24 protein-coding genes are annotated in these 26,478 nt (G+C 70.5%); 8 read left to right on the top strand and 16 right to left on the bottom strand.

The annotated features are described in order from the left end of the window. The first annotated feature begins 13 nt into the window (after nt 1-13). Complete coding sequence (locus SROS_RS25030; RefSeq protein ID WP_012891700.1) at nt 14-1,201, top strand: aminotransferase class V-fold PLP-dependent enzyme; 1,188 nt, start codon at nt 14-16, stop codon at nt 1,199-1,201. 77 nt (nt 1,202-1,278) lie between these two features. Here SROS_RS25030 and SROS_RS25025 read toward each other — a convergent pair whose 3' ends face one another. After that, complete coding sequence (locus SROS_RS25025) at nt 1,279-2,286, bottom strand: AraC family transcriptional regulator (RefSeq protein WP_012891699.1); 1,008 nt, start codon at nt 2,284-2,286, stop codon at nt 1,279-1,281. A 129-nt stretch (nt 2,287-2,415) separates the two neighbouring features. Between SROS_RS25025 and SROS_RS53195 the strand changes: the two genes are divergently transcribed. Then, nucleotides 2,416-4,170, top strand: a complete 1,755-nt coding sequence (locus tag SROS_RS53195; RefSeq protein WP_012891698.1) for a zinc-binding dehydrogenase — start codon at nt 2,416-2,418, stop codon at nt 4,168-4,170. A gap of 53 nt (nt 4,171-4,223) precedes the next feature. Here SROS_RS53195 and SROS_RS25010 read toward each other — a convergent pair whose 3' ends face one another. Then, the gene (locus SROS_RS25010) at nt 4,224-5,066 is read right to left on the bottom strand and encodes a CPBP family intramembrane glutamic endopeptidase (RefSeq protein ID WP_012891697.1); all 843 of its coding nucleotides are present in this window, start codon (nt 5,064-5,066) and stop codon (nt 4,224-4,226) included. Between the two features lie 84 nt (nt 5,067-5,150). On the opposite strand from SROS_RS25010, the gene SROS_RS25005 reads away from it, so the two are divergent. Together SROS_RS25005 and SROS_RS51175 are read left to right on the top strand one after the other, a co-directional pair. Next, nucleotides 5,151-5,789, top strand: a complete 639-nt coding sequence (locus SROS_RS25005; RefSeq protein WP_012891696.1) for a TetR/AcrR family transcriptional regulator — start codon at nt 5,151-5,153, stop codon at nt 5,787-5,789. 61 nt (nt 5,790-5,850) lie between these two features. Next, nucleotides 5,851-6,024, top strand: coding sequence for a hypothetical protein (locus SROS_RS51175; RefSeq protein ID WP_169369374.1), 174 nt, complete (start codon nt 5,851-5,853; stop codon nt 6,022-6,024). A 71-nt stretch (nt 6,025-6,095) separates the two neighbouring features. Here SROS_RS51175 and SROS_RS25000 read toward each other — a convergent pair whose 3' ends face one another. The 5 genes from SROS_RS25000 to SROS_RS24980 all read right to left on the bottom strand — a co-directional run bounded on the left by SROS_RS25000 (nt 6,096) and on the right by SROS_RS24980 (nt 12,444). After that, a complete protein-coding gene (locus SROS_RS25000) occupies nt 6,096-7,076 on the bottom strand; it encodes a hypothetical protein (RefSeq protein ID WP_012891695.1) in 981 nt (326 codons plus the stop codon). Between the two features lie 11 nt (nt 7,077-7,087). Then, complete coding sequence (locus SROS_RS46185; protein ID WP_012891694.1) at nt 7,088-7,726, bottom strand: matrixin family metalloprotease; 639 nt, start codon at nt 7,724-7,726, stop codon at nt 7,088-7,090. A gap of 162 nt (nt 7,727-7,888) precedes the next feature. After that, on the bottom strand, nt 7,889-10,036 hold the full coding sequence (gene helR / locus SROS_RS24990) for an RNA polymerase recycling motor ATPase HelR (protein ID WP_012891693.1): 2,148 nt from the start codon (nt 10,034-10,036) through the stop codon (nt 7,889-7,891). A 60-nt stretch (nt 10,037-10,096) separates the two neighbouring features. Next, nucleotides 10,097-11,338, bottom strand: coding sequence for a glycosyltransferase (locus SROS_RS24985; protein ID WP_012891692.1), 1,242 nt, complete (start codon nt 11,336-11,338; stop codon nt 10,097-10,099). Nucleotides 11,339-11,850: 512 nt separating this feature from the next. Further along, nucleotides 11,851-12,444: a TetR/AcrR family transcriptional regulator gene (locus SROS_RS24980; protein WP_012891691.1), complete on the bottom strand. Its 594-nt coding sequence runs from the start codon at nt 12,442-12,444 to the stop codon at nt 11,851-11,853. 71 nt (nt 12,445-12,515) lie between these two features. Between SROS_RS24980 and SROS_RS24975 the strand changes: the two genes are divergently transcribed. Continuing rightward, nucleotides 12,516-13,316: an MBL fold metallo-hydrolase gene (locus SROS_RS24975; protein ID WP_012891690.1), complete on the top strand. Its 801-nt coding sequence runs from the start codon at nt 12,516-12,518 to the stop codon at nt 13,314-13,316. A 371-nt stretch (nt 13,317-13,687) separates the two neighbouring features. Here the strand turns inward: SROS_RS24975 and SROS_RS24970 are convergent, their stop codons facing one another. Beyond that, nucleotides 13,688-14,452: an SDR family oxidoreductase gene (locus SROS_RS24970; protein WP_012891689.1), complete on the bottom strand. Its 765-nt coding sequence runs from the start codon at nt 14,450-14,452 to the stop codon at nt 13,688-13,690. Nucleotides 14,453-14,520: 68 nt separating this feature from the next. Here SROS_RS24970 and SROS_RS24965 point away from each other — a divergent pair, with 68 nt between their 5' ends. Next, nucleotides 14,521-15,138, top strand: coding sequence for a TetR/AcrR family transcriptional regulator (locus tag SROS_RS24965; RefSeq protein WP_012891688.1), 618 nt, complete (start codon nt 14,521-14,523; stop codon nt 15,136-15,138). Nucleotides 15,139-15,331: 193 nt separating this feature from the next. Here SROS_RS24965 and SROS_RS24960 read toward each other — a convergent pair whose 3' ends face one another. Beyond that, nucleotides 15,332-15,931, bottom strand: coding sequence for a TetR/AcrR family transcriptional regulator (locus SROS_RS24960; RefSeq protein ID WP_012891687.1), 600 nt, complete (start codon nt 15,929-15,931; stop codon nt 15,332-15,334). Nucleotides 15,932-16,027: 96 nt separating this feature from the next. Here SROS_RS24960 and SROS_RS24955 point away from each other — a divergent pair, with 96 nt between their 5' ends. Further along, nucleotides 16,028-16,498 (top strand): nuclear transport factor 2 family protein, encoded by a 471-nt coding sequence (locus SROS_RS24955; RefSeq protein WP_012891686.1) that lies wholly within the window; start codon nt 16,028-16,030, stop codon nt 16,496-16,498. Between the two features lie 341 nt (nt 16,499-16,839). Here the strand turns inward: SROS_RS24955 and SROS_RS47845 are convergent, their stop codons facing one another. The 3 genes from SROS_RS47845 to SROS_RS24940 form a co-directional block, all read right to left on the bottom strand. Further along, a complete protein-coding gene (locus SROS_RS47845) occupies nt 16,840-18,699 on the bottom strand; it encodes a ferritin-like domain-containing protein (RefSeq protein ID WP_148269195.1) in 1,860 nt (619 codons plus the stop codon). Beyond that, the gene (locus tag SROS_RS24945; protein ID WP_043652882.1) at nt 18,692-18,931 is read right to left on the bottom strand and encodes a hypothetical protein; all 240 of its coding nucleotides are present in this window, start codon (nt 18,929-18,931) and stop codon (nt 18,692-18,694) included. Before SROS_RS24945 ends, SROS_RS47845 begins: the two co-directional genes overlap by 8 nt. 237 nt (nt 18,932-19,168) lie before the next feature. After that, nucleotides 19,169-19,924: an SDR family oxidoreductase gene (locus SROS_RS24940; RefSeq protein ID WP_012891684.1), complete on the bottom strand. Its 756-nt coding sequence runs from the start codon at nt 19,922-19,924 to the stop codon at nt 19,169-19,171. A 408-nt stretch (nt 19,925-20,332) separates the two neighbouring features. Here SROS_RS24940 and SROS_RS24935 point away from each other — a divergent pair, with 408 nt between their 5' ends. Continuing rightward, the gene (locus tag SROS_RS24935) at nt 20,333-21,214 is read left to right on the top strand and encodes an RNA polymerase sigma-70 factor (RefSeq protein WP_245564255.1); all 882 of its coding nucleotides are present in this window, start codon (nt 20,333-20,335) and stop codon (nt 21,212-21,214) included. Here the strand turns inward: SROS_RS24935 and SROS_RS24930 are convergent. The 4 genes from SROS_RS24930 to SROS_RS24910 all read right to left on the bottom strand — a co-directional run bounded on the left by SROS_RS24930 (nt 21,178) and on the right by SROS_RS24910 (nt 26,292). Continuing rightward, complete coding sequence (locus tag SROS_RS24930; protein ID WP_043652879.1) at nt 21,178-22,392, bottom strand: low temperature requirement protein A; 1,215 nt, start codon at nt 22,390-22,392, stop codon at nt 21,178-21,180. The two genes, SROS_RS24935 and SROS_RS24930, sit on opposite strands and share 37 nt — an antisense overlap. A 395-nt stretch (nt 22,393-22,787) precedes the next feature. Next, complete coding sequence (locus tag SROS_RS46180) at nt 22,788-24,305, bottom strand: sigma-70 family RNA polymerase sigma factor (RefSeq protein ID WP_012891681.1); 1,518 nt, start codon at nt 24,303-24,305, stop codon at nt 22,788-22,790. Then, nucleotides 24,306-26,009 (bottom strand): ricin-type beta-trefoil lectin domain protein, encoded by a 1,704-nt coding sequence (locus tag SROS_RS24915; RefSeq protein ID WP_169369372.1) that lies wholly within the window; start codon nt 26,007-26,009, stop codon nt 24,306-24,308. A gap of 58 nt (nt 26,010-26,067) precedes the next feature. Then, nucleotides 26,068-26,292, bottom strand: coding sequence for a hypothetical protein (locus tag SROS_RS24910; RefSeq protein WP_012891679.1), 225 nt, complete (start codon nt 26,290-26,292; stop codon nt 26,068-26,070). Nucleotides 26,293-26,478: the final 186 nt, after the last annotated feature.

Here is a 26,478-nt window from a genome sequence, read left to right as displayed (position 1 = left end):
TTATATGTTTTGCATGCAAGATGTCGAACGGGTGCGGGCCGACACGCCGGGCTGCACACGCGTGACCCACCTGGACAACGCGGGCACCGCACTGCCTCCCGCGATCGTGACCGACACGGTGGTCGCCCACCTGCGCGCCGAGGCGCTGCGCGGGGGCTACCGAGCGGCCGCCGAGGCGGCGCCCCGGCTCGCCGCGGTCCGATCCTCCATCGCCGCCCTGCTCAACGCGGACGCCGAGGACATCGCGCTGACCGACAACGCGACCCGGGCATGGCAGGCGGTGTTCTACGCCCTGCCGTTCGGCCCCGGCGACCGCATCCTGACCTGCCGCGCCGAATACGCCAGCAACGTCATCGCCTTCCTCCAGGTGGCCGAGCGCACCGGGGCGCGCGTCGAGGTGGTCGACGACGACGAAAGCGGGCAGATGGACGTGGAGGATCTGCGGCGCCGCATGGACGGGCGGGTACGCCTCATCGCGATCACCCACGTCCCCACCCAGGGCGGCCTCGTCAACCCCGCCGAGGAGGTGGGGCGGCTGGCCGAGGCGGCCGGCGTGCCGTTCCTGCTGGACGCCTGCCAGTCGGCCGGCCAGCTCGACCTGGACGTCGAGCGGCTGCGCTGCGACGCCCTCAGCGCCCCGGGCCGCAAATACCTACGGGGCCCCCGTGGCACGGGCTTCCTGTACGTGCGGCCCCGGCTGCGCGAGCGGATCCGGCCCGCCGTACTGGATCTGCACTCCGCCGCCTGGACCGGCCCGGACAGCTACGAGATCGACAGGACCGCGCGGATGTTCGAGACGTGGGAGCGCGACGTCGCCGCCGCGCTCGGCCTGGGCGCCGCCGTGGACTACGCCCTGTCCCTGGGGCTGGGCGACATCGAGGAGCGGGTGCGCGACCTGGCGCGGCGGCTCCGGGAGGACCTGCGGCAGGTGCCCGGCGTGCGGGTCCACGACCAGGGCGTACGGCAGTGCGGCATCGTCACCTTCACCGTCGCCGGGATGCCCTCGGCCGACGTCCACCACAGGCTCGCCGAGTCGGACATCAACACCTCGGTCTCGCTGCGGGAGTACGCCCGGTACGACCTGGGTGCGCGTGGCCTGCCCGACCTGGTCCGCGCCTCGGTGCACTACTACAACACCGACGAAGAGCTGCGCCGGCTCGTCGAGGCCGTCGACGGATTCCGGCGCCCGGGACACCGGTGATCCCGCGCATGCCGGAAGCGTCCCCGTGGGGGAGGGCGGGCGTCACCGTGTGATGATCATCGTTCGGTGTTCATCGCTTACGGAGTGACCACTGGTCGTGGTGCCATCGCGTCGAGTTCACCGCTCCGGGTTTCCGCTCGGCTCTGTCGGCGGTACTTGCCGGGTGCGATGCCGTACTCCCGCTTGAAGGCGGTGGCGAAGGCGAACTCCGAGGTGTAGCCGATCCGGGTGGCCACCTCGCCGAGCGGGGCGTCGGACTCGCGGAGAAGCCGGGCTGCGGTGGTCATGCGCCACCAGGTCAGATAGGTGAGGGGCGGCTGGCCGATCAGAGTGGTGAAGCGCCGGGAGAAAGCCGCCCTGGACAGTCCCGCCTGGGTGCCGAGTGTCTCGACCGTCCAGGGGAGTGCGGGGTCACGGTGGAGGGCGTGCAGTGCGGCGCTGATCGCCGGGTCGCCCAGTGCCGCGGCCCAGCCGGCGGTCGTGCCGCGTTCGGACTGTTCGTCGAACCAGGCGCGCAGGATGTAGAGCAGCAGCATGTCGAGCAGGGCGGGCACGATGGTGTCCACGCCGAGGCGGGGGTTGTCGAGCTCGCCGCCGAGGAGGTCGACGGCGGCGCGCAGTTCGGGGCGGTGCCCGAGGCGGGCGGGCAGGTGGACGATCTCGGGCAGGTCGCCCAGGAGCGGATGGGCTCGGCTGGGGTCGAGCTGGTATCCACCGCAGAGGGTCACGGTGACCGCCTGCGAGCCGTCCTGTCCGGTCTTCCCCACGGTCGCGGAGGCGTAGCGGTCTTCGAACCGAGGGTCGTTCAGTGGGTCGCAGGCGGGTTCGGTCAGCGGGGTGGCGGGGCTGTCGGCCAGCGCGTAGCCGCTTCCGTGGGGCAGGAACACCACGTCGCCGACGTTCAGCGCGATGGGGGTGCCGCCGTCCGGGGGGATCAGCCGGCACGATCCCTGCAGGACCACTTGAAAGCCGGCGGAGCCGCGCACGGTGGGGAACCGCTGCCCCCAGGGGGCGTGCCACTGAACGCGCGCCGAGCGGGGTTCTCCGGCGCGTATCGCGGCGATCACGTCGCTGAGTACGTCCACGGAGATAGTCTATCTCGGCGGCTCTACGAAGATGAACTCGTATAAATACGAGATTTTCACACATTGTCTGTCTCTCTTCAGCTCCATACGGTTGAGCGCACACGAAGCGATCAACCATGGGGAGACTTCATGCCGGAGCAACGCAGGATTCTGGTGACCGGGGCGACCGGCACGGTCGGCCGGCAGGTCGTGGCACAGCTGCTGGAGGCGGGGGCCGGGGTCCGTGCGCCGGCCCGCGATCCCGAGGCGGCCGGCCTTCCGGACGGCGTCGAGGTCGTGCGGGGCGACCTGGCCGATCCGGACACCCTGCACGCGTCCCTGAACGGGGTCGAGGCCGTGTTTCTCCTCTGGCCGTTCGCTACGGCCGAGGGGATGCCCGCGGTTCTGGATGTGATCGCCACGCATGCCCGCCGCATCGTCTACCTGTCCTCGGCGGCCGTACGCGGCTACGAACGGCAGGTCGAGCAGCTGATCGAGCGGTCCGGGCTGGAATGGACGTTCCTGCGACCGCACGCCTTCGCGGCCAACGCCCTGCGGTGGGCCGGGCAGATCCGCGCCGAGGCAGCCGTGCGCGGACCGTACGGCGCGGCCGCCATGCCCCCGCTGCACGAGCGGGATCTGGCCGCGGTCGCGGTGCGCGCACTCGTCGGCGACGGGCACAACGGCGCGATCTACGAGCTGACCGGGCCCGAGACACTGACCCAGGCCGAACAGGTGGGCATCATCGGGGAGGTGATCGGCCGCCCGGTGCGCTGGGAGGAGACCTCGCCGCAGACCGCGCGGCAGCGGATGCTCACCCAGGGCTGGCCGCCCGCGGCCGTGGACGGCATCCTCCAGGCCCAGGCCGAGATGGTGACCGTACCAAGAGCGGCCACGGCCACGGTGGGAGAGGTCACCGGAGTCCCGGCCCGCACGTTCCGCACCTGGGTGAACGACCACGCGGGCGAGTTCCGCGACACCATGAAGGCCGCCCGCATCCATGAGTACGGCGATGCCTCCGTCATCCGATACGAAGAAGTGCCGCGGCCCGCGCCCGGACCGGGCGAGGTCCTGATCCGGGTCGCCGCCACCTCGTTCAATCCTTCGGAAACGGCGCTGCGGTCGGGGATGCTGCGAGCCGTGCTGCCGGTGGACCTGCCCTACATCCTCGGATGGGACGTCTCCGGCACGATCGCCGAGGTCGGCGACGATGTGGAGGGGCTGGCCGTGGGCGACCGGGTCATCGGCCGTCTCGACGCGGGCGGCGCCGCGGCCGAGTACGTCGCCGCCCCGGCCGGCGTGCTGGCCAAGGCGCCCGCCACCGTTCCCCTGGCCGACGCGGCCGCGATCCCCGTCGCCGCGCTCACCGCCTGGCAGGTGCTGTTCGAGCACGCCCGCATCACCGCGGGCCGGCGCGTGCTCATCAACGGCGCCGGTGGCGGCGTGGGAGTGTTCGCCGTCCAGCTCGCCAGGCACGCCGGTGCGACAGTCATCGCTACGGCCGGCGGCCGCAGCGCCGCGGCGGTCCGCGAGTACGGTGCCGACCAGATCATCGACTACACGACCACCGCTCTCGCAGACGCGCTGGACGGTCCGGTCGATGCCGTCGTCAACCTCGCTCCGATCTCTCCCGAGGCCGCGGTGAGCCTGGTCTCCCTCCTGCGGCCGGGCGGCGTCATCGCCTCCGTCGCCACCCCCGTCGAGCCGCCCGCCGACGCCGATGTCACCGCCCTGCACATGGTCGCCCGCAACGACGCCAAGCAACTGGGTGAGATCGTCGAACTCCTCGACGCCGGCGCGCTCGTCGTCGACGTCGCCGAATCCCACCCGCTGTCCGACCTCGCGCTGGTCCACCGCAGGAGCGAGGCGGGCCAGACCCGCGGAAAGATCATCCTCTTCCCCTGAACGCAGGCATCGTGGACCCGGGTGCCGCGGCGTCCGCGCTCCGGCGCCAGGCGTTACGGCATTCCCAGCAGAATGGGGGCGGCGTTCATCGCGCCATGGACAACGAGGACAGGCCACATCACCCGGTACCGGCTCCACAGGTAACCGAGGAACAGCCCCTGTACCCCCTGGTTGACGAAGACCGCGGCCAGATCCGCGGTGAGATGGCCGCTGCCCTGGATGCCGACGTGCCAGGCCGCCCAGAGCAGGGAAGCCAGCACGATGGCGGGCCATCGGCCGAGGATGTGCTCCCATCGGGTCTGGAGCCAGCGCCGGTAGAAGACCTCTTCGAGCAGGCTGTTGACGGCGAACACCACGACGAAGGTGATCAGCAGTGAGACGAGGTCGACGCCGGCCGCGTAATCGCTGGGCGGCACGGCCAACGGTCCGGCGTAGGTGAGAGCGAGCCAGGCGGCCACCGGCGCCACCGGCCCGTAGCGGTGCCATGCTGTGGGCCGCTGGTGTACAAGCGCCTGGTCCGGGGCGGTACGGCGCGCCAGCCGGAACAGCAGTATCGGCACGGCCAGCAGCAGGACGGCCTTCAAGATCGTGTGCATGGGTTCACCGCCGCCCGTCAGCCGGAGCGTCACGGCGAAGAGCACGGCCGAGGCCAGGAGGACGATCGCCTGGATACGGAGCCCCCGCCCCGCCGGCCCGCTCACCGGGGGAACCGCCCTGGGCGGCACCAGCCGTACGAGGATCAGGCCGGCGACGGCGGGGATCCAGCGGTGCCACATGGGCACGGTGTCGGCGTGGTCGGCCGAGTACCGGATGCCGGTGGCGCCGTTCAGGGCCAGCCACACCGCCGATCCGGCGATCAGGACCAGTCCGGCGACCAGCATGCCCAGTGCCGGCATTCGGCGGTCCGTCGGTTGAGGCAATGTCTTATTTCGCACGCTTGTACTTTATAAGAAACCGTACGGGTGTGCTGTAATGGGAGGGTGCCGAAGATCGTCGACCACGGGCAACGGCGGGACGAGTTCGTCCGCGCCGTATGGGAGGTCATCAGCCGGGAAGGGGTCGAGGGCGCCACGGTCCGCAAGGTCGCCGAGGCGGCGGGAGTCTCGGTCGGCGGGCTGCGCCACTATTTCGACACCCAGCGCGGCCTGCTCAGCTTCGCGGCGCAGGCGGTCGGGAGGAGTGTCGCCAAGCGCATCGCCGGGCATCTGCATACGGACCTGCCGGGTGCGGAGCGCGCTCAGCTCCTGCTCGAAGAGCTCCTCCCGCTGGATGAGAACCGCCGCGTCGAGGTGGACGTATGGCTGGCGTGCCTGGTGCGCTCACATGTCGATGAGTCGCTGGCGGAGTTGCGCAGCACGAGCTGGGCGGGCGAACGGTACATCTGCCGCCTCGCAATCGCCTCCTGCCACGACATGCCGCTTCCGGAGCGCATGGACCAGGAGTTCGCGGACGCCGATCTGGAACGGCAGGCCATGCGGCTCCACCTGTTCGTTGACGGCCTGACGCTGCAAACGGCGACGTACCCGCAGAGATTCACGCCGCGGGGCATTCGCGCGACCGTCCGCGACGAACTGCGCCTCCTGACCGGGACACCCCCCGGATCACCCCGGTCCGGCTGACGGCGGGCGGCATCCAGCCCTCAGGGCAACGGAATCCCGCCCGATCGAGATCCGGGACCTGGTGGGCCCCGACAACGTGAAGGCGGCGTTCTTCCTCGGCCGGACCGAGTTCGTCGGCCTCGCCTGGCGCCCCGGCACCGGCCCTGTCTCTTCAGGGGTACCGGGGGTGTCGACGAACTTTTCAACGGATACGCGGGTCAGAGCCTTCGAGCGCAACATGGAAGAAGGCCGCTGACCCGCATCGACGTTGTTTCCTACGTCGTTACCGCTGTGACCCCGGCGGGCCCGCGTCCCGTGGGGGTCCGGTCAGCAGGTGGCCGGCGTGGTGCTGGTGCCGGCCGTGCACGCCGCGCGCACCGCGCGGCTCCTCAGCTGGTCCAGGGTGGGGGTGCCGACCGTGGGCTCGCCTGCCCCGGGGCCGGGGGTGTCCGTCGTGACCGGGTCGGGGACGTCCACCGCCGAGGCGTCGGGGTCGTCCGTGGGGTCCGGGACGGGAGCGGCCGTCGGCGTCCCGTCGGGGTTGTCGTCGTGCGGGAAGTCCGAGGGCTTGGGGGGCCTGGGGGAGGGCAGGTCCGGCGGCTCCTCCACGGGCGCCGGGGCGCCGTTGAGTATCTGGTCCACCCGTTCCGGGCTGTCCATGAGCGGCGCGATGACCGGCTGGCCCGGTGCCTGCTCGACGAAGACGCCCTCGCCGATCGGCAGATGCACCGAGGCCAGGTAGCCGGCCAGCGCTTGGGGCACCGCCCGTCCCGCGGCCTGGTGCCGCTCCAGAGCGTTGTGCACGTAGAACAGGCCGTGCCCCGCGCTGCCGATGGAGGCCCGCAGGTCGGCCAGGGTGCTCTGCTTCGGCTGCTCGACCTGCAGCCGGATCTGGCCGTTCTGCTGGCCCAGGCCGAGTTTTCCGGACAGGACGCGGTCCACCTTGACGACGAGACTGGCGTAGCGGATCGCCGCGTCGGGCGTGTCGTAGCCGACGACGGGCGCGGTGCTCGCGCTGTCGTCGGAGCCGAAAGCGATCCCCGGCTCGATGCCGACGACGGTGCCCTCCAGCAGCGCCGCGGCGGAGGTGAAGGCGCCGGAGGCGGGCGCGCCGGGCGTCAGGTCGTCCAGTGAGTCGTACAGGTACGTGCCGGCCGACTCACCCACGCCGGCGCGCATCATGGACCAGAAAGAAGGAGTGGCCTCGCCCGGCCAGGAGGCGGCCACTCCGGCGGCGGTCGCCAGGCCGAGCGCGACGGCGAGGGTGAGGCCCACCCCCGCGGTGCGGGATCGGAGCATCTTCGACATGTGTCCCGCCCTCAGAATCGGCCGTTGATGTGCGCGACGTCGTGCGAGCTGTAACTGCGCACGGTGTGGCGGCCCGGCTTCAGGCAGGAGGTGCTCTCGGAGGAGTGGCCGAGCCCGACGCTGTGCCCGACCTCATGGCAGGCCGTGTGCTTGCGCTCGTTCTCCGAGAAGCCGCTCATGTCGGCCAGATCGAAGCGGATCTCGTACTGGTCGCACTTCCACCAGCCGTTGATGAGCCCCGGGCTGATGACCCGCACGCATTTGGCGTGGGCGTAGATGTTCTTGCCGGTGCTCGACCCGTTCCAGTCCAGACCCCAGTAGTCGTCGTAGTACTGGTCGAACATCTCCACGTCGGTCTTGGAGTCGGGGGAGGAGTCGTAGTGCGTGGCCATGTCGGTCTGGGAGTCCAGGCGGATCATGGCGTAGTTGCCGGCGACCTTCATGTACGAGGTCAGCGACGAGTAGTTGTAGTAGTGGTTCCTGTTGTCCGCCTGCGTGCAGCATCCCGACGGATGCAGGTACGACCATCCGAAGGTGTTGGCGCTCGCCGGCGGGGTGAGCGCGAGGAACATGACGAACGTGAGCAGGGCCGAGAGCGGGGCCAGGAGCAGGCCTCGGATTCCCGATCCGTTGTGGGGGGTTCGGGGCACCCGTATTCCTTCCGAAGGCAGAGGCGCAAACATGGTGATCTTGGCGCTCTGTAATCGTTTACGCAACCCCTGGCGCGGCGTCGGTGACGGTCGCGCCGATGTCCGGTGCGGGGGATGGTGGTGAGGTTGTCCCGCACCGGGTCGGCGAGGACTCGGCCGGCGTCAGGAGCTCGTGAGGATGACGAGTCGCTGGGTCGCCCGGGTCATCGCGACATAGCGGTCGACCGCTCCTTCGACGCCCTCGCCGAACGCCTCCGGATCGATGAGGACGACCAGGTCGAACTCGAGCCCCTTCGACAGCTCCGGGGTCAGCGACCGGACACGGGACGTCGACCGGAACGTGGGATCGCCGATGACGCAGGCGATCCCGTCGGCATGCGCGGCGAGCCAGGTGTCGAGGACCGAGCCCAGATCCGCAGCGGATCCGTATACGACGGGGACGTCGCTGCTGCGGATGGAGGTCGGCACGTTGGCGTCCGGGAGCACGGCCCGGATGACCGGCTCGGCTTCCGCCATGACCTCTTCCGGCGTCCGGTAGTTGATGCTCAGGGACGCCAGGTTGATCCGGTCGAGCCCGATCCGCTCGAGCCGTTCCTGCCATGACTCCGTGAACCCGCGCCTGGCCTGGGCGCGGTCCCCGACGATGGTGAAGCTCCGGGACGGGCACCGGAGCAGCAACATCTGCCACTCCGCGTCGGTCAGTTCCTGAGCCTCGTCGACGACGATGTGCGCGAACGGGCCGGCCAGCAGGTCCGGGTCGAGGGTGGGCAGCTCGGACTCGTCGACCAGATTTCGCTGGAGGTCCTCTCGGCGCAGCTGTGTCACGAGGCCTTCGCCGTCGTCATCGGCCTCGATCAGGGCGTCGACGACCTGGGCCATGCGCTCGCGCTGGGCGGCGAGAGCGGCTTCCTGCCGGCGCTTACGTCGTGACGCCTCCGGGTCGCCGAGCCGCTGCCGTGCCGCGTCCAGGAGCGGCAGGTCGGACACCGTCCAGGCCTGGGCGTCCGCGCGCTGCAGTCGCCGTACGTCGTCGACGCTGAGCCCGGGGGCGCACTTGCGCAGGTAGGCGGGTACCGACCACAGGTCGCCGACGAGGTCGGTCGCTTCGAGCAGCGGCCACGCGCGGTTGAAGACCGTGAGCAACTCGCTGTTCTGCAGCAGCGACTTGCGGAGCAGGTGAGCCGGGACGTCGTCGTCGTGCTTGTCCATCAGGATCGTGAGCAGTTCCTCCCAGATCCGGTCGCGCGCGTCGTTGTGCGGAGTGCCGGGATCCGGTGCTCCGAACGCCTCGGCCCAATCGTCGGCGCCCAGCCAGACGTCGGACCAGTGGGTCGTGACCGTCATCCCCTTGGTGGGCGGGTTCTCGTAGAACCTGACGGCGGGCTCGATCGCCTTCACCAGGTCCGCCGACGACTTCAGGCGAGCCACGTCCGGATCGGTCTCGATCGCCGCCCCGGCTCCCTCGGGGACGAGGTCGCGCAGGGTGCAGGTCTGCACGCCCTCCTCGCCGAGGCTGGGCAGGACGTCGGCGACGTAGGCCAGGTAGGGCTGGTGCGGACCGACGAACAGCACGCCGCCCCGGCGGTGACCGAGGCGGGGGTCGGAGTAGAGGAGGTAGGCGGAGCGGTGCAGCGCGACGACGGTCTTCCCCGTCCCCGGACCGCCGTCGACGACGAGAGCGCCGCGGGATCCCGCGCGGATGATGGCGTCCTGGTCGGCCTGGATGGTGCCGAGCACGTCCCGCATCCGGGGCGACCGGTTGCTGCCCAGGCTGGCGATGAAGGCGGACTGGTCGTCGAGCGCGGCGTGCCCTTCGAACCCGTCCGAGGTGAACACCTCGTCCCAGTAGTCGCTGATCCGGCCGCGGGTCCAGCGATACCTGCGGCGGCTTGCCAGACCCATCGGGTTGGCGTGGGTCGCTCCGAAGAACGGCTCGGCCGCGGGGGAGCGCCAGTCGAGCAGCAGCCGGCGACCCGCGCTGTCCGTGAGGCCAAGCCGTCCGACGTACACGGGCTCGGGGTTGTCCGCGCTGACGATGTGCCCGAGGCACAGGTCCAGACCGAAGCGACGCAGCGCGCGCAGGCGAGCGGTCAGCCGGTGGATCTCCATGTCCCGGTCCATCACCTGCCGGCCTCTTCCGCCGGGTGCCTTGCGCTCGGCGTCGAGGCGGTCGGACAGGTCGGCGATCGACTGCTCGAGGCTCTCCGCGATGGCCGCGAAGTGCTGCTCGTCACCGGCGATCAGCGTCGGGTCGGCCTTGGGGGTGAGGTGGCCGGGAAGGTCAAACGCGCTGGTGGTCAGGGGTTTCACGGCATCAGTTCCGATCTGAGGTGGAGGAGGTGCTTTCCCGGCTCGACGATCCCGCGTGGTTCACGCGGACCCGGGCGGCCTCTCCCGGCTGACCGCGTCGAGCAGCAGCTTCGCGGCCACCGTCGCCCCGTCGGTGCGGACCGTGCCGGCCACGGCGGCCGCTCGCGCGCGGGTCTCGGGGGCCAGGGAGGTCCTGAGCGCGGCTGACAGGGACTCGAAGGTCGGAGCCGGACCGTCGTGTGCCGCGCCGATGCCCAGGCCGGCCACCCGTCCGGCCCAGTACGGCTGGTCCGCCACCTGGGGTACCACCACCTGAGGAGCGCCGGCCCGGGCGGCCGTCGTCGTCGTGCCCGCGCCGCCGTGGTGCACGACGGCGGCCACCCGGCCGAACAGCGCCTGCTGGTTGACCTCGCCGACGGTGAAGCAGTCGTCCCGGTCGTCGATCAGGGCCAGGTCGGCCCAGCCGCGCCCGACGAGCGCGCGGCGGCCCTGCGCGCGGACCGCCTCGATGGCCACCCGGGCGGCGTCCGTCGAGGCGCTCATGGGCATGCTGCCGAAGCCCACGTACACCGGTGGTGTGCCGGCGTCCAGGAACGCCGTCAGCTCGGCCGGGAGTGGGCGAACGTCGGGCAGGATCCACGCGCCGGTCTGCACGACGTCGAGGTCCGCCGGCTCCTGCCACGGGTCCAGGGTCGGGTCCGTCGCCAGCCACGGCCGGTCGCCGATGACGTAGTCGCGGACGTTGTCCACCGGGGGCAGGCCGATCGACGCCCGGTTCGTGTTGAGCGCCGCACCGAACAGCGCGTTGATGCTCTGGGCGTCCAGGTCCCACAGCACCCGGTTGTCGGTCACGTCCGGCGGGAACGGCCGGCCCGGATACGCCAGCGGCGGGTGGTGCGGCGACGGCAGGGTGAGCTGCTGGAAGGTCACGGACACGGAGCGGATGCCCAGTTTCTCGGCCACCGACCGCGCGCCGGCCGCGGCCGGCATCGCGCCGGTCGCCACCAGCACGTCACACCCCTCGGCCGCCGCGGTGACCACGTCGAACTGGCCGGCGATCAACTCGGCCGCGCGCTGGGGCAGGTTCGCCGGCGACGGCGGCGGCGCCGCGGTCGTCAGCGCGCGCGCCGACTGGCCGACCGGCATCAGCGGCACGCCGACACCGGCCAGCCGCTCCGCGAAGTCCTCGTCCGGCGGAGCGCACACCCGCACCTCCGCGCCGAGCGCCCGCAATTGCACCGCGAGTCCCACCAGCGGTTCGACGTCCCCACGCGACCCATACGTCGACAACAACACACGCATTTCGCATCCCCGTTTTCTTCAGGTTCGTGCCTCGGTCGACGATTCTGCGGCACGCCCCGGGTCTTGTGGCAAGCCCCCCGGTGCGCTATAAGTTAGGAGTGGAGAGGAGTGGGTGTTCCCCCTTTCCCCTTATCGTCCGCTGTTGACGGACAACCTCCTCGCGGAGCGGCGGCCCACCGCGTACGACGGTATCGGTCACGACGTCGGTGACAGTCGGCTGATCGGTGCAGGCCGCCGGGTGCGTTGTGACCTCGACCCGTGCCGAGGTCCCTGAGAGAACGCCGGGTCGGTGGTGGTCGATGCCCGCAGCGGCCCGGATGCGGTAGGAGCTTTCCCGGGCCACCGTGACGCGGGTCTGTTGGATGTATGCCTGCGCTGGCGACCGCGACGAGGAACGCGGCCGAGCCCAGCGACGGCTCCACGGCGCCAAGGTCGAGGGCGACGGCCGGCAGGAGGTGTCGGCTGCGGTAAGCCGTCACGGAGCGTACAAGCGCCGATTTCCGGTCGGGTGCTTACGGGGGCAGGAGGCGGGCCAGCGCGCGGCGGGCGCGGGTGGCGGCCAGCGGGTCGTGGTGCAGTTGTACGGCCTGCGCGGTGGCCAGGGCGACGCCGTTGAGCTCGAAGGCGAGCTGGTCGGGGTCGGTGTCGCGGGGAAGCTCGCCGGAGTCGACGGCGGTGCCGAGCTCGTCCAGGACGTAGGCCGACCATCGGGACAGGGCGGCGATGACGGCGTCCCTGACCGGGCCGGGGCGGTCGTCGAACTCGGTGGCGACCGAGGTGAGGAAGCAGCCCCTGTGGTCGTCGGCCATGTAGTCGAACCACTCGCCGAACGCGCGCGCCAGCCGTTCGGCGCCCGGCCGCGCGCCCACCACCCGCGCGGGCACCCGCCGGACGAACCTGTCGACGGCGGTGTCGAGGACGGCCAGTTGCAGGACCTCCTTGGTGCCGAAGTGGCCGATCACTCCGGCCTTGCTCATGGCCAGCTCGCCGGCCAGGCGGCCGATCGTGACACCTTCCAGGCCTTCGGCCGAGGCCGAGGCCAGGGCGCACTCGATGATGCGGGTGCGGGTGGCGGCCGTTTCGATGACGGACTTGCGCGGGCTCATGAACCGAGCATAACCTACCGATCGTTCGCCAAAAGAAGACGAACGTTCGTAATATAAAGGAGTTTGCCGGCATGCGAATCCACCACCTCAACTGCGGATCAGTTCGAGAGATCGAGGCCACCTATGACGGACCGGCGCCCGCGCACGCGGTCAACCACTGCCTGCTGATCGAGACCGACACCGACGGCCTGGTGCTGGTCGAGACCGGTCTCGGCCTGGACGACGTGCGCGACCCCGCAGGCACCCTGGGCGCAGACTGGGTCGAGATGGCCCAGCCCATGCTCGACGAGCAGGAGACCGCCATCCGGCAGATCGAACGCCTTGGCTACTCCTCCGCCGACGTGCGGCATGTCATCGTCACCCACCTGGACGTGGACCACTGCGGCGGCCTGCCCGACTTCCCCCACGCCCAAGTCCACGTCATGGCCGCCGAACTCGACGCCGCGCTGGCCGAGGCGCCCAGCTTCCGCTACCGCCCGGCGCACTGGGCGCACGGCCCCCACTGGGTCACCTACACCATCACACAGCCCGCCGAGCAGTGGTTCGGGTTCGACGCCCTGCCCGTGCAGGGGCTCCCGGACATCCTGCTGGTCCCGCTCGGCGGCCACACCCACGGCCACACCGGGGTGGCCGTCCGGGACGGCGACCGCTGGCTGCTGCACGCGGGCGACGCCTACTACTACCACCGCGAAATCCAGCCCAACCCCCACCCGCATCCGATGCTCGACTTCGTCCAGACCACCTCGGAGGTGCACCACGACCTGCGACTGGGCACCCACGCCCGGCTGCGGGAACTGGTTCGCGACCACGGCGACCAGGTCAGTGTCTTCAGCGCCCACGACCCGTGGGAGCTGGCCCGCTTCGCCGCCTGACTCCGGCCGGATCGATCACCCCGTGCCCGGCGCGCCCGATCCGCCAGGGAACATCCCTGGGCCGGCCCGCAGCTCACGGGTTCGAGATCGTGATTGCGCGATGGAACGGCGCGATATTGGATGATCAGCGCGCCGGGCCGCTCGCCGTCCCGGTGGCTCCGACGGGACACCGGCAGGCCGCCGACCTGCCCGGAAGTCGCTTAACGATCATTTATTGCGGCTTTCGGGCTCGCCTTGGCCGGACCCCGTGGAGACACGCGGGCCGGGTACGGCGGGTGGGCCGGGGAAGCCCGCCGTGAGCAATCACGGCAGGACACCCCGGTCCGACCCAATGCGACAGGCCGTAAGGAGTTCTCGTCGACAGTCTGCGATCAGGCGCGCGGTCCGAGGAACAGGCCACCACTCGCGTCGATGACCTGGCCGGTGATCCAGCGCGCGGCGTCGGAGGCGAGGAACGCGACTACGTCGGCGACGTCGTCGGGCCCGCCCAGGCGATCGAGCGCCGTCGTTCCGGCGATGAGTTCGGCCAGGCCCGGCGTTTCGAAGACCGCTCCGTTGGTCGCCGTCCGGGTGGCGCCGGGAGCGACCGCGTTCACCGTGATTCCCCGGACTCCGAGCTGGTTGGCCAGGGTCATGCTCATCGTCTCGACCGCGCCCTTCGTCATGGCGAAGGACGTCTGGCTGGGGTTGGCCATCCGGGTCGCCACGGACGAGATCGTGACGATGCGGCCACCGTCGCGGAGCAGCGGCAATGCTCGCTGGATGATGAAGTACGGCGCTCGCACGTTCACCGCGAAGAGGTGGTCGAACTCCGTCCTCGTCGTGACTCCGAGCGGGCCGGCGGGCGCAGCCGCCGCGTTGTTGACGAGGATGTCGAGCGGCCGCCCGGCCAGGCCGGCCTCGACTCCCGCGAAGAGCGTCTCGACGTCGTCGTCCACGCCCAGCTCTGCCCTGACGGCGAGCGCGGTTCCGCCGGCACGTCCGATCGCGTCGACCGTCGCCGTCGCACCGTCCTTGTCCGTGCCGAAGTGCACGATGACCACTGCCCCCTGCGCCGCCAGCCGGGCCGCGATCGCCTGCCCGATGCCGCGCGATGCTCCGGTCACGAGAGCCGTCCTGCCGGTCAGATCACCCATGCCAACCACCTCCATCTGTTAGTTACTACCAATCTGGTAGTAACTACCATGGTGGTAGTGTCTACCACATGCCCGACCAGCACTCAACACTGCGAGCGCAACGACGAGCCGAGACGCAGCGCATGATTCAGGCGCACGCGGTACGGCTGTTCACCGGGCGCGGATACGACGCCACGACCGTGACCGACGTCGCCGAAGCCGCGGGCGTGTCGCCCATGACCGTGTACCGGCACTTCCCCACGAAAGAGGACCTCGTGCTCGTCGACCAGCACGGTCGGCTCGTCGCCGAGCGGATCGTCGCGTCGTCCGCCGCGCAGCCCCTGGTCCGCCGCATCGGCGGCGCGCTCATCGACTCGGCCGCGACGTTGACCGGTGGCGGCCACGGAGACGACACGGAGGCGGGCAAGCAGTTCCTGCTCGCCCGCCTCCGGCTCATGATCTCGACGCCGGCCTTGCGGGCCAAGCACCTGGACAACCACTACGCCCTTCAGCAGGCGATCGTCGATGCCCTCGGGGACGATGCCGCCGATCCCGACACGGCGTTCCGGGCCCAGGTGGCGGCCAGTGCCTGCCTGGCCGCCCTGCACGCGGCATTGGTGCGCTGGGCCGAGGACGACGGGCGGACCGAGCTGCCCGACGTGATCGCGAAGGCGCTCGCCGCCGCCTTCGGCGATGACATCGTCTGACCCGCCGGCGGCGTCACCACCTCGGAGCCCCTCGGGCGTGCAGGGCGCCGACGACGGTTTCCGTCTCGTAGGTGCGAGCCGGGGCAGCCGACGGACAGCCGGCGGCGTACGCCACCGGGGCGGCGCCGGAGGAGCTCGGGGCCTGCCCGGCGGGACTGCCGCCGAGGATGCGTCCGGGCGGCGGATGGCTTTGTCAGGCGCTGTCCATCCCCGGGAGTCGCCCGCCCTTCGGCCGCAACCCTTCGAAGACGATCGCCAGGGTGCGGCGCTGCAGATCCGGTTCCCAGCCGGCGTGCAGCGCCGCCTGGCAGGTGGCGGCAAGCAGGGCGATCACCTCGTCCAGGCGGATCTCCTGGCGCACTGTGCCGGCCTGCTGGGCGCGAGCCAGTAGCGCCCCGATCGCTTCCTGGAAGGTCTGAACGGGTTTGGCGACCCGCATGTCGATCCCGACACCCGACAGCAGATCGGCGACCGTCTTCTTCGCCACGGCTTGCTCGACCATCCGGTTGAAGAACGTGAACAGCGCCGTTTCGGGGTCTCCGTGGTCGGCGAGGGCGTCCGCCTCTTCGGTGAGCCGTCGCATGAGGTCTTTGATGATTGCGCTGAGCAGGTCGTTTTTGGTGGGAAAGTGCCGGAAGACGGTGCCGATCGCGACGCCCGCCCGAGCGGCGACCTCCTCGGTCGAGGCGGAAGCGCCCTGCTCGGCGAAGACGGCCTCGGCGGCGATGAGAATGCGTTCCCGGTTGCGCCGGGCGTCGGCGCGCAGCGGCGTCGGATCGTCGGTTGGGGGCATCGTCGGGGCTCCGTTGACAAGGTGAGTGATGACTCATTATTTTCGGAATCATGAGTGGTCACTCATCTTACTTGCCGCCCAGTGAGGGGAACCGCGATGACCGCACCCACCGCCAGCCCGCGCGAGGTACTCGCGCGTCTCCATCGGGGGATGAGCGCGACCACGGATGCCGACCACCTCGACGATGAACTATGGGCCGAGGACGTCGTCGTCGAGACACCGTTCGCCCCACCAGGCAGGCCACGCCGCTTCGTCGGACGCGAGCAGTTCCTCACCTTCGCCCGAGCCGGCCGGGCCGCCCTGCCGGTACGCCTGGAAGTGGGGAAGGTCGTGGTACACGAGACCACCGACCCCGACATGATCATCACCGAATACGAGCTGTCCGGGACCGATCCGGCCACCGGGCAGCGCGCCTCGGCTCCCTTCATCGGCGTACTCAAGGTCCGCGACGGCCAGATCGCGCACTGGCGCGAGTACCAGGACATGCTGGCGCTGGCTGCCGCGACCGGCCAGTTGCCCGATCTGCTGGCCGGCCTGCAATCCGCCGCGGCCGCAGAAGCGGTATGAACCGGGGTGGACGTTGAAGGCCGAGGGGTTTTCGACGGTTGAGCGGTCGGTGTTCCGCCGGCGGAACCAGACTTCCCGAAGGATGGCCTCGGCTTCTGCCGCGCTGCCGAGCAGCCGACAGGCGATCCCGAACAGGCGTGGGCGCAGCGGAACGGAGGCGGAAGCGGCCTCTTCGAGGGCGCTCGCCTGTTCCATGGATCTGGCGGTCGCGTCGGCGAACTCCTGCGCCGCCGGCTCCGGGAGGCGCCTGCTCATGATGCCTCTCCGCTGTTCGTGGCGCGGCGGTGGTCGGCGGGCCCGTCGCCTGCCTCTGCCGGACGGACGGCGGGAGGCGGCGGGCCTTACCGGTGACCGTCCGCGTGGCCCGGCGCCTCCTCCCGGAAGCCGATCTCCCGGTGGGTGCCGTCGCACAGCGGTCTGTTTCCGGAACGGCCGCAGCGGCACAGCGTCATCCGGTTACGGGTCTCCAGCGGCCGTCCGTCCGCCCGCAGGACAGGCACTCCGCCGGTGACCCACAGCGCGCTGGCCAGCCCGTGCTCTTCCTCCAGGACCGAGACGGCCTGCGGGAGGTCGGGCTCGATCGTGTCGCCGCCGCGCTCCAGGGCGTAGCTGTAGGAGCCGGAGGGGCAGTGGTCGATGCGGCCCATGATGTTGGAGCGCACATCGCTGTCGCCGGTGTCGGCGAGCATCGCGGCGATCGGCCTGGTCCGGCCGATACAGAAGGCGGCATGGATGCACAGCTCTCCCACCCGCTGGGCCGAGATGCCCGCCCCGTCGTGCACGTGCTGCAGTTCCTTGTACGGCCGTACGCCCGCCGTCTCCGTGCCGTCGAACCCGATCAGGGCGTGGGTCCCGTCGCAGAACGGCTTGGAGCCCGAGTGGCCGCAGCGGCACAGCGCGTAGGTGTCCTCGGTTTCCAGGGGCTCGCCGGTCTGCCACGTCAGCGCGTCGGCCTCCGAGGAGACGATCTTGCGTTTGCGTCTGAGGGGGACGCCGCCGTACACGACGTACGGGCCGTCGCGCAGGACGACGATCCGCTGCCGGTCGCCGGCGCTCCACCGGCGCAGTTCGGGGGCCACGTATTCGAAGGTGGGGCCGGCCGTGGTGCCGTCTTCGTCGGGCATGCGCATCAGGGCCTGGGCCTGGGCTTTGAGCGCGTACATGGTGCCGGTGGCGACCGCGAGCAGCTTGGGGCTGCCGTTGAACGCCTGCTCCAGCAGATGCAGGACGGCGCAGTAGGTGTGGTTGAACTCGTCCTGGGCGGTGTGGATGGCGCTGCCTGGAGCGTGGTCGGCCGGCCGCGGGTTGCGCCGCATCGGACGCACGCCGGCTAGGTCCACGGAGATCGCCTCGCCGGTGGGCCCGGTCTGCGGGGTGTCGCCGCGCCGGTAGCGCCGGCCGAGCTTGAGCTCCTGGAAGCGGTAGTAGTGGGCGACCTCGTCCCGTTCGGGGTGGAAGACGTCCTGGTCGCCGTCCCAGACCTCGCCCCGGGCGATGCCCTCGCCCTGTTCGACGATCTTCTCCAGTGCCGCCAGCGCGGAGTCCAGGCCGTCGACCGCGATCAGGCGCCCGGCGGTGTGCCCGAAGTGGCCGGCGTTCACCTGGCGAGCCGGATCGCCGCAGAAGACCGCCCGCTCGCCGAGCCGGTCGCACAGCAGGCGCAGTCCCTGTTCGATCGCGGCGTAGAACTGCCCGATCGTCTCGTAGCCGTCGCCCTCCGCCGCAGCTCCGGGCGGTGCCGGCTGTTCGATCCGCAGGAACATCTCAAGCGCTTCCGCACCGAAGGGAACCAGCGACAACTCCAGCGAGCGGTCGCCGTGAGGAAGGGGCCGGGGATGGGGCGGGAGCATCTGCGGCGTGTCCAGCCTCGGGTGGCCGCCGACGGCGTTGAGCAGGTTCGCGGCCAGCGCCAGATGCAGCATTTCCTCGATGAAGACGCTGCCCACCACTTCGACGGCTTCCGGGTTGCGCTCCGGATCCAGCGAGTACAGCGCGCACAGGTACGGCGGCAGGGTCGCGTGTTCCAGCTCGATCGCCCACTGGAGGTGCTCACGGAGGCTGTCGAGCGTGTCGATCCGCGCCTGCGGGCCGGAAGCGGCAGGCCCCTGCGGTTCCAGATAGTTCATTCGTGTGTTGCCTCGGTTGTCGGAAGCGGCGGATTCCACCGCCTCCAGATGGTCCTGGGCAGGCGTGTCAGGCATGTGCCACGCCTTGATCGTCGGGCCGATCATCGCCCTCCAGCGCCTCGACCGCCCCGAGCAGACCCCGCAGGCCGATTTCCTCGCGCTCGACGTCCGTCGGGTCGAACAGCCACTCGGTGACCGGCAGGCCCATGGCCTCTCCCGGGTTGCTCGACTCGGCCAAGGTCACCTCCTGTACGAGCTCGACCTTGAGCTCGTACAGGAAGTCGTTCTCGCCGTTCGGAGCGCTCATCTTTCCTCCATACGTGGCTTGGGGGGATGTCCGGCAGGCCGGCTGACCGCTCGGATCAGCCGCACAGTGATCCGGCCGGAGGCGGACAGGCGGGTGAAGCGCTCACCCCGGTGAGCGGCCGGCGGGCAGGCGGGGTCGGTGCGGTGGCGGGTCGCGACGACCGAGGCGACCGGCTCGGCGCGTCGCGTCCAGGACAGCGGCGCGCCGTTGGGCTGGACGATCTGCCGGGCCGGGGCGCTACTTGCCGGCCGCGTTCCGGGCGGACCAGTCGCGGTAGCGGATCCGGCCGAGGGTGGCGCCGTCATCCGGCACCAGCGACCGTTCGAGCAGCTCGGCTCCGAAGTAGTGCGCGTGCGGGTCGGTGACCACCTCGCGCGGATCGCCCCAGGAGGCCAGCACGTCGCGGAAGAACTCGTCCATCCTGACCTGCTCGGGTCCGGCCACCTCGACTCTGCCGTTCAACGGCGTCCCCACCGAGACCCGGCCGAGCGCCTGCGCGACCTCGTCGCCCGCGATGGGCTGGAACAGCACGGGCGCCATCCGCACCTTGCCGCCGTCCGTGGCCTCGTCGGCGATTCTCCGGACGAACTCGAAGAACTGGGTGGCGTGCACGAGCGAGAACGGGATCGGCGACTTCTCGATCAGCTGCTCCTGGGCGATCTTCGCCCGGAAGTAGGCGTTCCCGGGCGGCCGCTCCGTTCCCACGACCGAAAGCGCGACGTGGTGGCCGACGCCCGCCGCCGCCTCCGCGGCGAGCAGGTTGCGGGTGGAGGTCTCGAAGAACTCCAGCACCGCCTTCTCCTCGAACGACGGCGAGTTCGACACGTCGATCACCACCTGCGCACCTGCCAGCACGTCGGCCAGCCCTTCGCCGGTGAGGGTGTTGACGCCGGTGTTCGGCGCCGCCGCCACCGCCTCGTGACCGTGCTCGCCCAGCTCCGTCACGAGCTTCGATCCGATCAGGCCGGTTCCGCCGATTACCACGATCTTCATGGAAAACCTTCTCTGTCCGCCGGGGCATCTGCTGCCAACCGGTCGCCAGCTAAGACCGGGCAGCCTCCCGGCTTGTGACAGCTGCCGCGAGATTCTTTTCTCAGGCCGCGGATGACGCCATCGACAACGATCAAGATTTCTGCGCTGGACGTCCCCTCTGACCTGCGACGAGGATGAACCGGCAGCGGATCGTTCGGAAGCCGGCCGGCCGCTCCGCCGGGGGAAATCTCCCGGAAACTGTTGTCTGCCGCTGGGCTACCCTTGCTGCTCAAGCGGGTAGACGGCGGTGGCAGTCCAGGATGGGGCCGGAGAACGGGCCTGCCGACGGAGCGCGGGGCATCGGCCCGGCAGGGGGCGATGGCGATGGCGGATGCCGGATCAGGCAGTCCGGAAGATCTTGAGCGGGCCGTGGCGGTGTTCGCCGGTGTGCGGCCGCGCCTGTTCGGGATCGCGTACCGGATGCTGGGAAGCGCGGCCGAAGCCGAGGATCTGGTGCAGGAGGTCTGGCTGCGCTGGCAGGGCTATGACCGCGCCAAGGTGGACAGCCCGGCCGCGTTCCTGGCGACGACGACCACGCGGCTGGCCATCAACGCAGCCCAGTCCGCGCGCGTCCGCCGCGAGACCTACATCGGCCCGTGGCTTCCCGAACCCGTCGACACCGGCGCGGATCCCTATCTCGGCGCCGAGCGGAGCGAGGCCCTGGAGTTCGCGGTGCTGCTGCTCCTGGAGCGGCTTTCGCCCACCGAACGGGCGGCCTACGTGCTGCGCGAGGCGTTCGACTACCCCTACCGGCAGATCGCCGACATCATCCAGCTCAACGAGCCGGCCGTACGCCAGCTGGTCAGCAGGGCCCGCAAGCACGTGCTCGTCGAGCGTCGCACGCCCGTGACCGGCGCCGAACAACGCAGACTGCTGACGGCCTTCGTCACCGCCGCCCGCTCCGGCGACCTGATCGCCCTGGAACAGCTCTTCGCCGCGGACGTGACCAGCTACTCGGACGGAGGAGGCAGCGTGCGTGCCTCTCGTTTCCCCGTGGCGGGCGCGTCGCGGGTCGCGAAGTACGTCAAGGCGTTCGCGGACCACTTCTGGGCCGGAGTCGACGTGGCCTGGGCGGCCACGAACGGCCAGACCTCAGCTCTGCTCAGCCGCGACGGACAGGTCTTCGCGGTCCTCACGGTCAACGCCTCGGCGCAGGGCATCGACCAGGTGCTGTGGATGATGAACCCGGCCAAGATCACCGGGCTCGGTCTGCCTCAGGACTCGCCGGAGCCGGTGGATGGCGGGCCATGACGACGTGCTCCAGCGCGGACCCCGACGGCTGCGGTCCAGATCGTGAAAGCGACCAGCAGGACGCAGACGGCTGCGATCGCCGCGACCACGGCGGCCATGCCGATCCAGGGCGTCGCGAGCGGCAGCGACAAGATGACGGTGACGCAGCCCAGAACCGCAGTGGGGAAGATGACGGGCTCTGCGACAACAAGCGCATGTACCGCCCATAGCAGGGCGAGATACAGGCCGACCGGGATGGCGACGGCGTAGCCGAGTACCAGCGGTGATGCCGCAACGTCGTGCCCGCTCTGCTCCACCGCCACCTCGAGCCCGGCGCCGAGGGCCGCCAGCGCCGCGAAGATGCCGTAGTGGCTGTAACCCCACAGGTAGGACCGATGGCGGCGGTCACTGAGACCTTCCCCCGCCGGTACGAGGAAGTACAGCCACCAAAGAGCGAACAGCAGGACGAGGCCGCAGCCGGCGATGACGACGAACGGGCCACTGATCTGGTCCGCTTCGAGCGCCTTTTCGACTCCTCTGCTCGCGGCCAGGACACTCTCACCGAGCAGAATGATCGTGAACAGGCCGTAGCGCTCGGCGATGTGGTGCGGGTGCCAGTTGGTGGCCCTGGCCCGCTCCGCCCACCGTGGCACCGCGAGTTCCAAGACGACCAGGCAGGCGAACAACGGCAGCTGGGAGGATGAGGGCAGGACGCCCGCATCTGCCAGGAAGAGGCGGAGCACCCAGCCCATCTGCACGACGGTGATGCCGGCGGCGTAGCGCAGCGCGGTGCGACGGCTCGCCGGGTCCTCGAGACCGGCCCGCAACCACTGGGCGACGAGACCGATCCTCATGATGAGGTAGCCCAGCGTGACGACACCGTAATCGGCGTGACCGGCCGCGGCAGGCACACCGGCGGCAAGGACCAGTACGCCGGCCATCTGCACCATGGTCAGCAGCCGGTAGGCGACATCGTCGGTGTCGTAGGACGAGGCGAACCACGTGAAGTTCATCCACGCCCACCAGATCGCGAAGAACACCTGCAGGAACGGGATCAGTCCGGCGAGTCCATGACCGTCCGCGATGCCGTGCGCGAGCTGGGCGGTGACGGCCGCGACCGCGACCACGAAGGTGAGGTCGAACAGGAGCTCAAGCTGGCTCGATGCGCGGTGCGGCTCGTCGATGGGACGGGCGCTCATCCGGCCGCGGATTCGGATGGTGGTGCCGGCTGGTGGCAAGGTCTCGCTCCTGTCGTTCCGTGAGTCTGTCCTGCCTGAAAGACAGGGCAGCACTCCGATCTGTGACAACGCGGCACCGGATACGCGACACAAGCGCTTTTCGCAGAGCTGTCACAGGCCGTGCCGGACTCAGGCGGCGTCGGCTGGGCTGGGGCGAATGGTGTGCGGTAGGTGCGAGGGGGCCAGGCCGAACATCTCCCGGCAGGCGCGGGTCAGGTGGGAGCTGTCGGCGGATCCGGCACTGCAGGCGGTCTCGGCCACCGCCGACCCGCCCGCGGGCGTCCCCTCTCGGAGCCGGCCGTCGGACTCCTCTCCCTCGCCGGCACCACCGTCGCCGCCCCGCACGCCCTCGCGGGTCAGCCGTCCACGAGGGTGATGCGCTGATCGGCTGAGCCGGTGTAGGGACCGTAGAGGATGAACGCCGTCGGCGGACGCTTGCCGGCGAACTCCTTGCCGATGGACAGCGCCTTGCCGGAAGGGACGCTCACCAGCCGGCGCACGCCGTCGCTGAAGGCCGGGCGGTGCCAGCGCTGGGCCGGGGCGGAGGAGCAGGGCTGGAGCCGGACCGCGAGCATGCCGCCGCCGTTGAAGGCGACGGTGTCGTACTGCTCGCCGGCGGCCAGGCAGCGGCCGCTGGCGACGTTGACGAGCTGGAACCGCTGGGCACCGCCCCGCGTACGCCAGGCCGTACGCGGGTCGGCGCACGGCAGCGCCACCAGCCCGCCCGCCGCGCCGGCACATCGGCCCGCGTGGGCGATCCGGGTGCCCGGCTGGGGAGTGGGCTTGCGGGGGGACTGCGACGCAGGTCTCGGCGTCGTCACGCGGATGGCCGGGGCTTTCTCGCGGGCGGGCGCCCGGGTCTTCACGCGGGTGGGCTTCGGGATGGGCTCCGGGGTGGGTGACGCGCTCGGCGCGGGGGCGGCGGCCTGCGTAGGCGGGGAGGGTGCCGGGTCCCATGACAGGCTGAACACGGCCACGGCGGCGGCGACGATCGCCGCCGCTCCCGACACCGGGATCGCCCAGCCCGGCGTCGCGGCACCCTTCTGCGCGGCGGCCGACTTCCCGGTCCCCGCCCCGGCTGATGTCCCAGCCCCTGCCGTGCCCGGCGTCCCCGCTCCCGCCGCGGTCCACTTCCCCGCTCCCAGGGCGAGCGGGAACAGTGCGATCGGCAGCGCTGCGCGGAGTGTGGCGTTGAGGTCGAGCAGCTCCGTGTGTGCCCGGGCACAGCCCGCGCAGGATTCCAGGTGCGCGCGCAGCGCCCGCGGAAGGCGGCCGCTTCTCTTGCGCACGATCGCCGCCAGCGGCTCCGCGTACTCCTGGCAGCGGGGTGACGCGCTGGATACGTGCGCGGCCAGGTACGCCTTGCGCAGTCCCTCGCGGGCGCGGAAGGCCAGCACGCCGACGTTGCCGGGAGTGATGCCGAGGATCTTCGCGACCCGTTCGGGCTCCTCGTCCTCGATCAGGGTGTGCCAGAGCACGGTCTGCCAGCGTGGCGGCAGCGAGCGGTAGGCGCGGGTCACGAGATCGTCCGGCGGCTCCGGCGCGGCCGTCGTGAGATCGTCCTCGCGGAACTCGTCGGTCAGGACGAACCGCTGATCGGAGCGTGCCCACTCCGCCGCCGTGTTGCGGACCACCGCGTACAGGTAGGGACGCCAGTCACCGGTCGGACCAGCCGGGCCGTTCCGGACGGTGCGCAGGGTCCGCGCGAACGCCTCGCTCGCCAGGTCCTCGGCGGTGTGCAGGTCCTGGCACAGGCGGCGGGCGAAAGCGATGACGGCCGGGTAGTGCCGCTCGTACAACTCGGAGGCGGCACGGTCGTCCCCGGCCCTGACCAGTAGGGTCAGGGCCGGGTCCTCACTTTCCGGTTCGATCATTTATCTGATTATAAATTTGATGGAATTCTTCTGGTACGCGGCTTTGGCGTAGACGCTGGCAGGCTTGGCGGTGAAGGCGATGAGCCGGGTGGCCTTTGTGGTCGCGCTCTTCAGCGTGACCGAGCCGCCGGCCTTCTCGAGCAACCAGCGCTGCCCCTTGGCGGCCGTGCCGCACTTGGCCAGGACGACCGAGCGCTTGCCACCGCTGACCTTGCCGAGCGCCATGCATCGGTTCTGGTGGCGTACCTGCACGTGCTTGCCGACCGTCACGACGTTCCACCTGGTGTCGCAGGCGCCGAGGCGCACCCTGGTGCCGGACGCGGTCAGGCAGGTGCCGTACGCGCTCTTGAACTGGACGTTCCGGCCCTGCGCAGGAGTTTTGGCGGGGTCGAGCGACTCGACCGGGCCCGGCGTGACGGCCGCCTCCGGAGCGGAGGTCGGTGCCGCGGTCGGCCTGGGGGTCGGCCTTGCGGTCGGCTCCGCGGTCGGCTGCGACGTGGCCGTCGGGGCCGGGGTGTTCGGCTGGGTGGGCGAGGAGGCCAGGCCGCCCAGCAGCTCGGTCACGAACTCACCCTTGCCGTCGCGCACCACCGCTCCGCCGTCACGGTTGTCCTTGACGGACAGCTTCCCACCGGCGCGGCCGGCGAAGTTGGTCCTGTCCTGACCAGCCTGCGGCAGCCACTGCTGCGACTTGTCCTTCTTCGCGCACGGGCCGGTCACGACGGTGTCCGCCATGGTGAGGCAGCGGCCGTTCGCCGCGTTGCGGATGGTGAGGTAGCCGTCGTCGTCGATGCTGCGCTGCCACGTCTGCGCGGAGCTGTCCGTACACGCGCGCTGCACGACCTGCGCCGCGCTTGCGTCGAGGCATCTGCCGCTGTCCACCACCTTGATGCGGAACTGCCACACCGGGCTCGGCTGGTTCTGGATCAGGTACGGGCTGAACGCGACGTTCCTGATCTTCTCCAGCTCGGGCTGCCGTACCGGCGTCGGCTCGAAGTAGCGGAATTCGTCGATCCGGCACGAGTCAAGGTGGTAGTTGGCCGCGAGGTCGCTCGTGCACTCCTTCCGGGTGCCCATGTTCCGGCAGACCGGGTCGTTGCCGTTCACGCCGCCCCCGTCGCAGTGCGAGAGCCCGAAGCTGTGGATCAGCTCGTGGGTGAGCCCGGCCTCGCTCCAGCACCAGCGCGGGAGGATGACGTTGCCGGTGCTCAGCCCGGCGTTGGCGCCGCCGCCCGTGCAGGAGTCCGTGATCTCGTTGTCCCTGACGAAGTACAACGGCTTGACCCGGTTGGTCTGCCAGAGCGTACGCACCAGGGCAGGCTGGGAGGCGAGGTTCTCCGCCATCGCCTTGCCCATCTCGGCCCGGTTGCGGCCCTTGGTGAACGGCAGTTTCGCCACCACCGGACGGCAGTCACCGTCCTGCACGAACCGGAGCCGCCGGGAGCCCCCGAACCGCTCCGCGCTCGAGTCGACCGTCTGGTCGGTCTCCCAGATGGTGTTCAGCAGGGCGGCGCTGTCGTCCTCCCAGGCGTCCTGCCCGGGCTGGTGGACATAGATCGGCAGCACCCAGCCCTTGTCCTTGGCATCCACCTCGTCACAGGCGAACCGCGACTGGGCCGCCGGAGCCGCTGCCACGGCGGGCAACGGCGCTGCCAGAACCGCCCCGCCCATCGACAACAGCAGCAGCACGAGAGTAGATCTCATCTTGCTCAATCCGAGCTCCTTTCACTCACTGAGGAAGGAGTCCATCCACTCGCCTGGATTACGCGACTTCAGCGATTTCTTTTGGTCGTGCCGTTTCGTGGTGTTCGAGGCGGTTGGTGCTCGCCTTGGCCCAGGCCGAGCACGGCGGCTGTGCGAGCAGCTCCTGGGCCCGCTCCCGGGCGTCGTCCACCACATCGCCGACCAGTCCGACCGCGAGCGCACGCTGGGCGTCGAACGGCTCGGATCGCTGCCGAGCCGGTCCGTATTTTCCGGTGCCGATCATTTCCAGGGCGGGGCGAGACCGGGAAGCGCCGGTGGCCGTGGCGCCGGCGGTACTCGCATCAGCGCGTGGTCGGCCCCGAAGGCGACCGCCTCGTTGTTTCAAGTTAAGCAGCGGTCTCGCAATTTACCGCAAAGCCAATGATATCGGCCTGAAAAAAGGAATTGTGATGTCGAAACTCTCTGTGCA

Origin of the sequence: Streptosporangium roseum DSM 43021, assembly GCF_000024865.1 — a bacterium.
Classification (GTDB): Bacteria; Actinomycetota; Actinomycetes; order Streptosporangiales; family Streptosporangiaceae; genus Streptosporangium; species Streptosporangium roseum.
Note: the sequence above shows the minus strand (reverse complement) of the source record. Positions and strands in the feature narration are given on the sequence as shown.

What these genes read in the sequence shown, in the direction of transcription:
- SROS_RS25030 (WP_012891700.1), top strand. Translation starts at nt 14, where the DNA reads ATGCAAGATGTCGAACGGGTGCGGGCCGACACGCCGGGCTGCACACGC.
- SROS_RS53195 (WP_012891698.1), top strand. Translation starts at nt 2,416, where the DNA reads ATGCCGGAGCAACGCAGGATTCTGGTGACCGGGGCGACCGGCACGGTC.
- SROS_RS25010 (WP_012891697.1), bottom strand. Translation starts at nt 5,066, where the DNA reads ATGCCGGCACTGGGCATGCTGGTCGCCGGACTGGTCCTGATCGCCGGA.
- SROS_RS25000 (WP_012891695.1), bottom strand. Translation starts at nt 7,076, where the DNA reads ATGTCGAAGATGCTCCGATCCCGCACCGCGGGGGTGGGCCTCACCCTC.
- SROS_RS24985 (WP_012891692.1), bottom strand. Translation starts at nt 11,338, where the DNA reads ATGCGTGTGTTGTTGTCGACGTATGGGTCGCGTGGGGACGTCGAACCG.
- SROS_RS24980 (WP_012891691.1), bottom strand. Translation starts at nt 12,444, where the DNA reads ATGAGCCCGCGCAAGTCCGTCATCGAAACGGCCGCCACCCGCACCCGC.
- SROS_RS24975 (WP_012891690.1), top strand. Translation starts at nt 12,516, where the DNA reads ATGCGAATCCACCACCTCAACTGCGGATCAGTTCGAGAGATCGAGGCC.
- SROS_RS24970 (WP_012891689.1), bottom strand. Translation starts at nt 14,452, where the DNA reads ATGGGTGATCTGACCGGCAGGACGGCTCTCGTGACCGGAGCATCGCGC.
- SROS_RS24965 (WP_012891688.1), top strand. Translation starts at nt 14,521, where the DNA reads ATGCCCGACCAGCACTCAACACTGCGAGCGCAACGACGAGCCGAGACG.
- SROS_RS24960 (WP_012891687.1), bottom strand. Translation starts at nt 15,931, where the DNA reads ATGCCCCCAACCGACGATCCGACGCCGCTGCGCGCCGACGCCCGGCGC.
- SROS_RS24955 (WP_012891686.1), top strand. Translation starts at nt 16,028, where the DNA reads ATGACCGCACCCACCGCCAGCCCGCGCGAGGTACTCGCGCGTCTCCAT.
- SROS_RS47845 (WP_148269195.1), bottom strand. Translation starts at nt 18,699, where the DNA reads ATGCCTGACACGCCTGCCCAGGACCATCTGGAGGCGGTGGAATCCGCC.
- SROS_RS24945 (WP_043652882.1), bottom strand. Translation starts at nt 18,931, where the DNA reads ATGAGCGCTCCGAACGGCGAGAACGACTTCCTGTACGAGCTCAAGGTC.
- SROS_RS24940 (WP_012891684.1), bottom strand. Translation starts at nt 19,924, where the DNA reads ATGAAGATCGTGGTAATCGGCGGAACCGGCCTGATCGGATCGAAGCTC.
- SROS_RS24930 (WP_043652879.1), bottom strand. Translation starts at nt 22,392, where the DNA reads ATGAGCGCCCGTCCCATCGACGAGCCGCACCGCGCATCGAGCCAGCTT.
- SROS_RS46180 (WP_012891681.1), bottom strand. Translation starts at nt 24,305, where the DNA reads ATGATCGAACCGGAAAGTGAGGACCCGGCCCTGACCCTACTGGTCAGG.
- SROS_RS24915 (WP_169369372.1), bottom strand. Translation starts at nt 26,009, where the DNA reads ATGAGATCTACTCTCGTGCTGCTGCTGTTGTCGATGGGCGGGGCGGTT.
- SROS_RS24910 (WP_012891679.1), bottom strand. Translation starts at nt 26,292, where the DNA reads ATGATCGGCACCGGAAAATACGGACCGGCTCGGCAGCGATCCGAGCCG.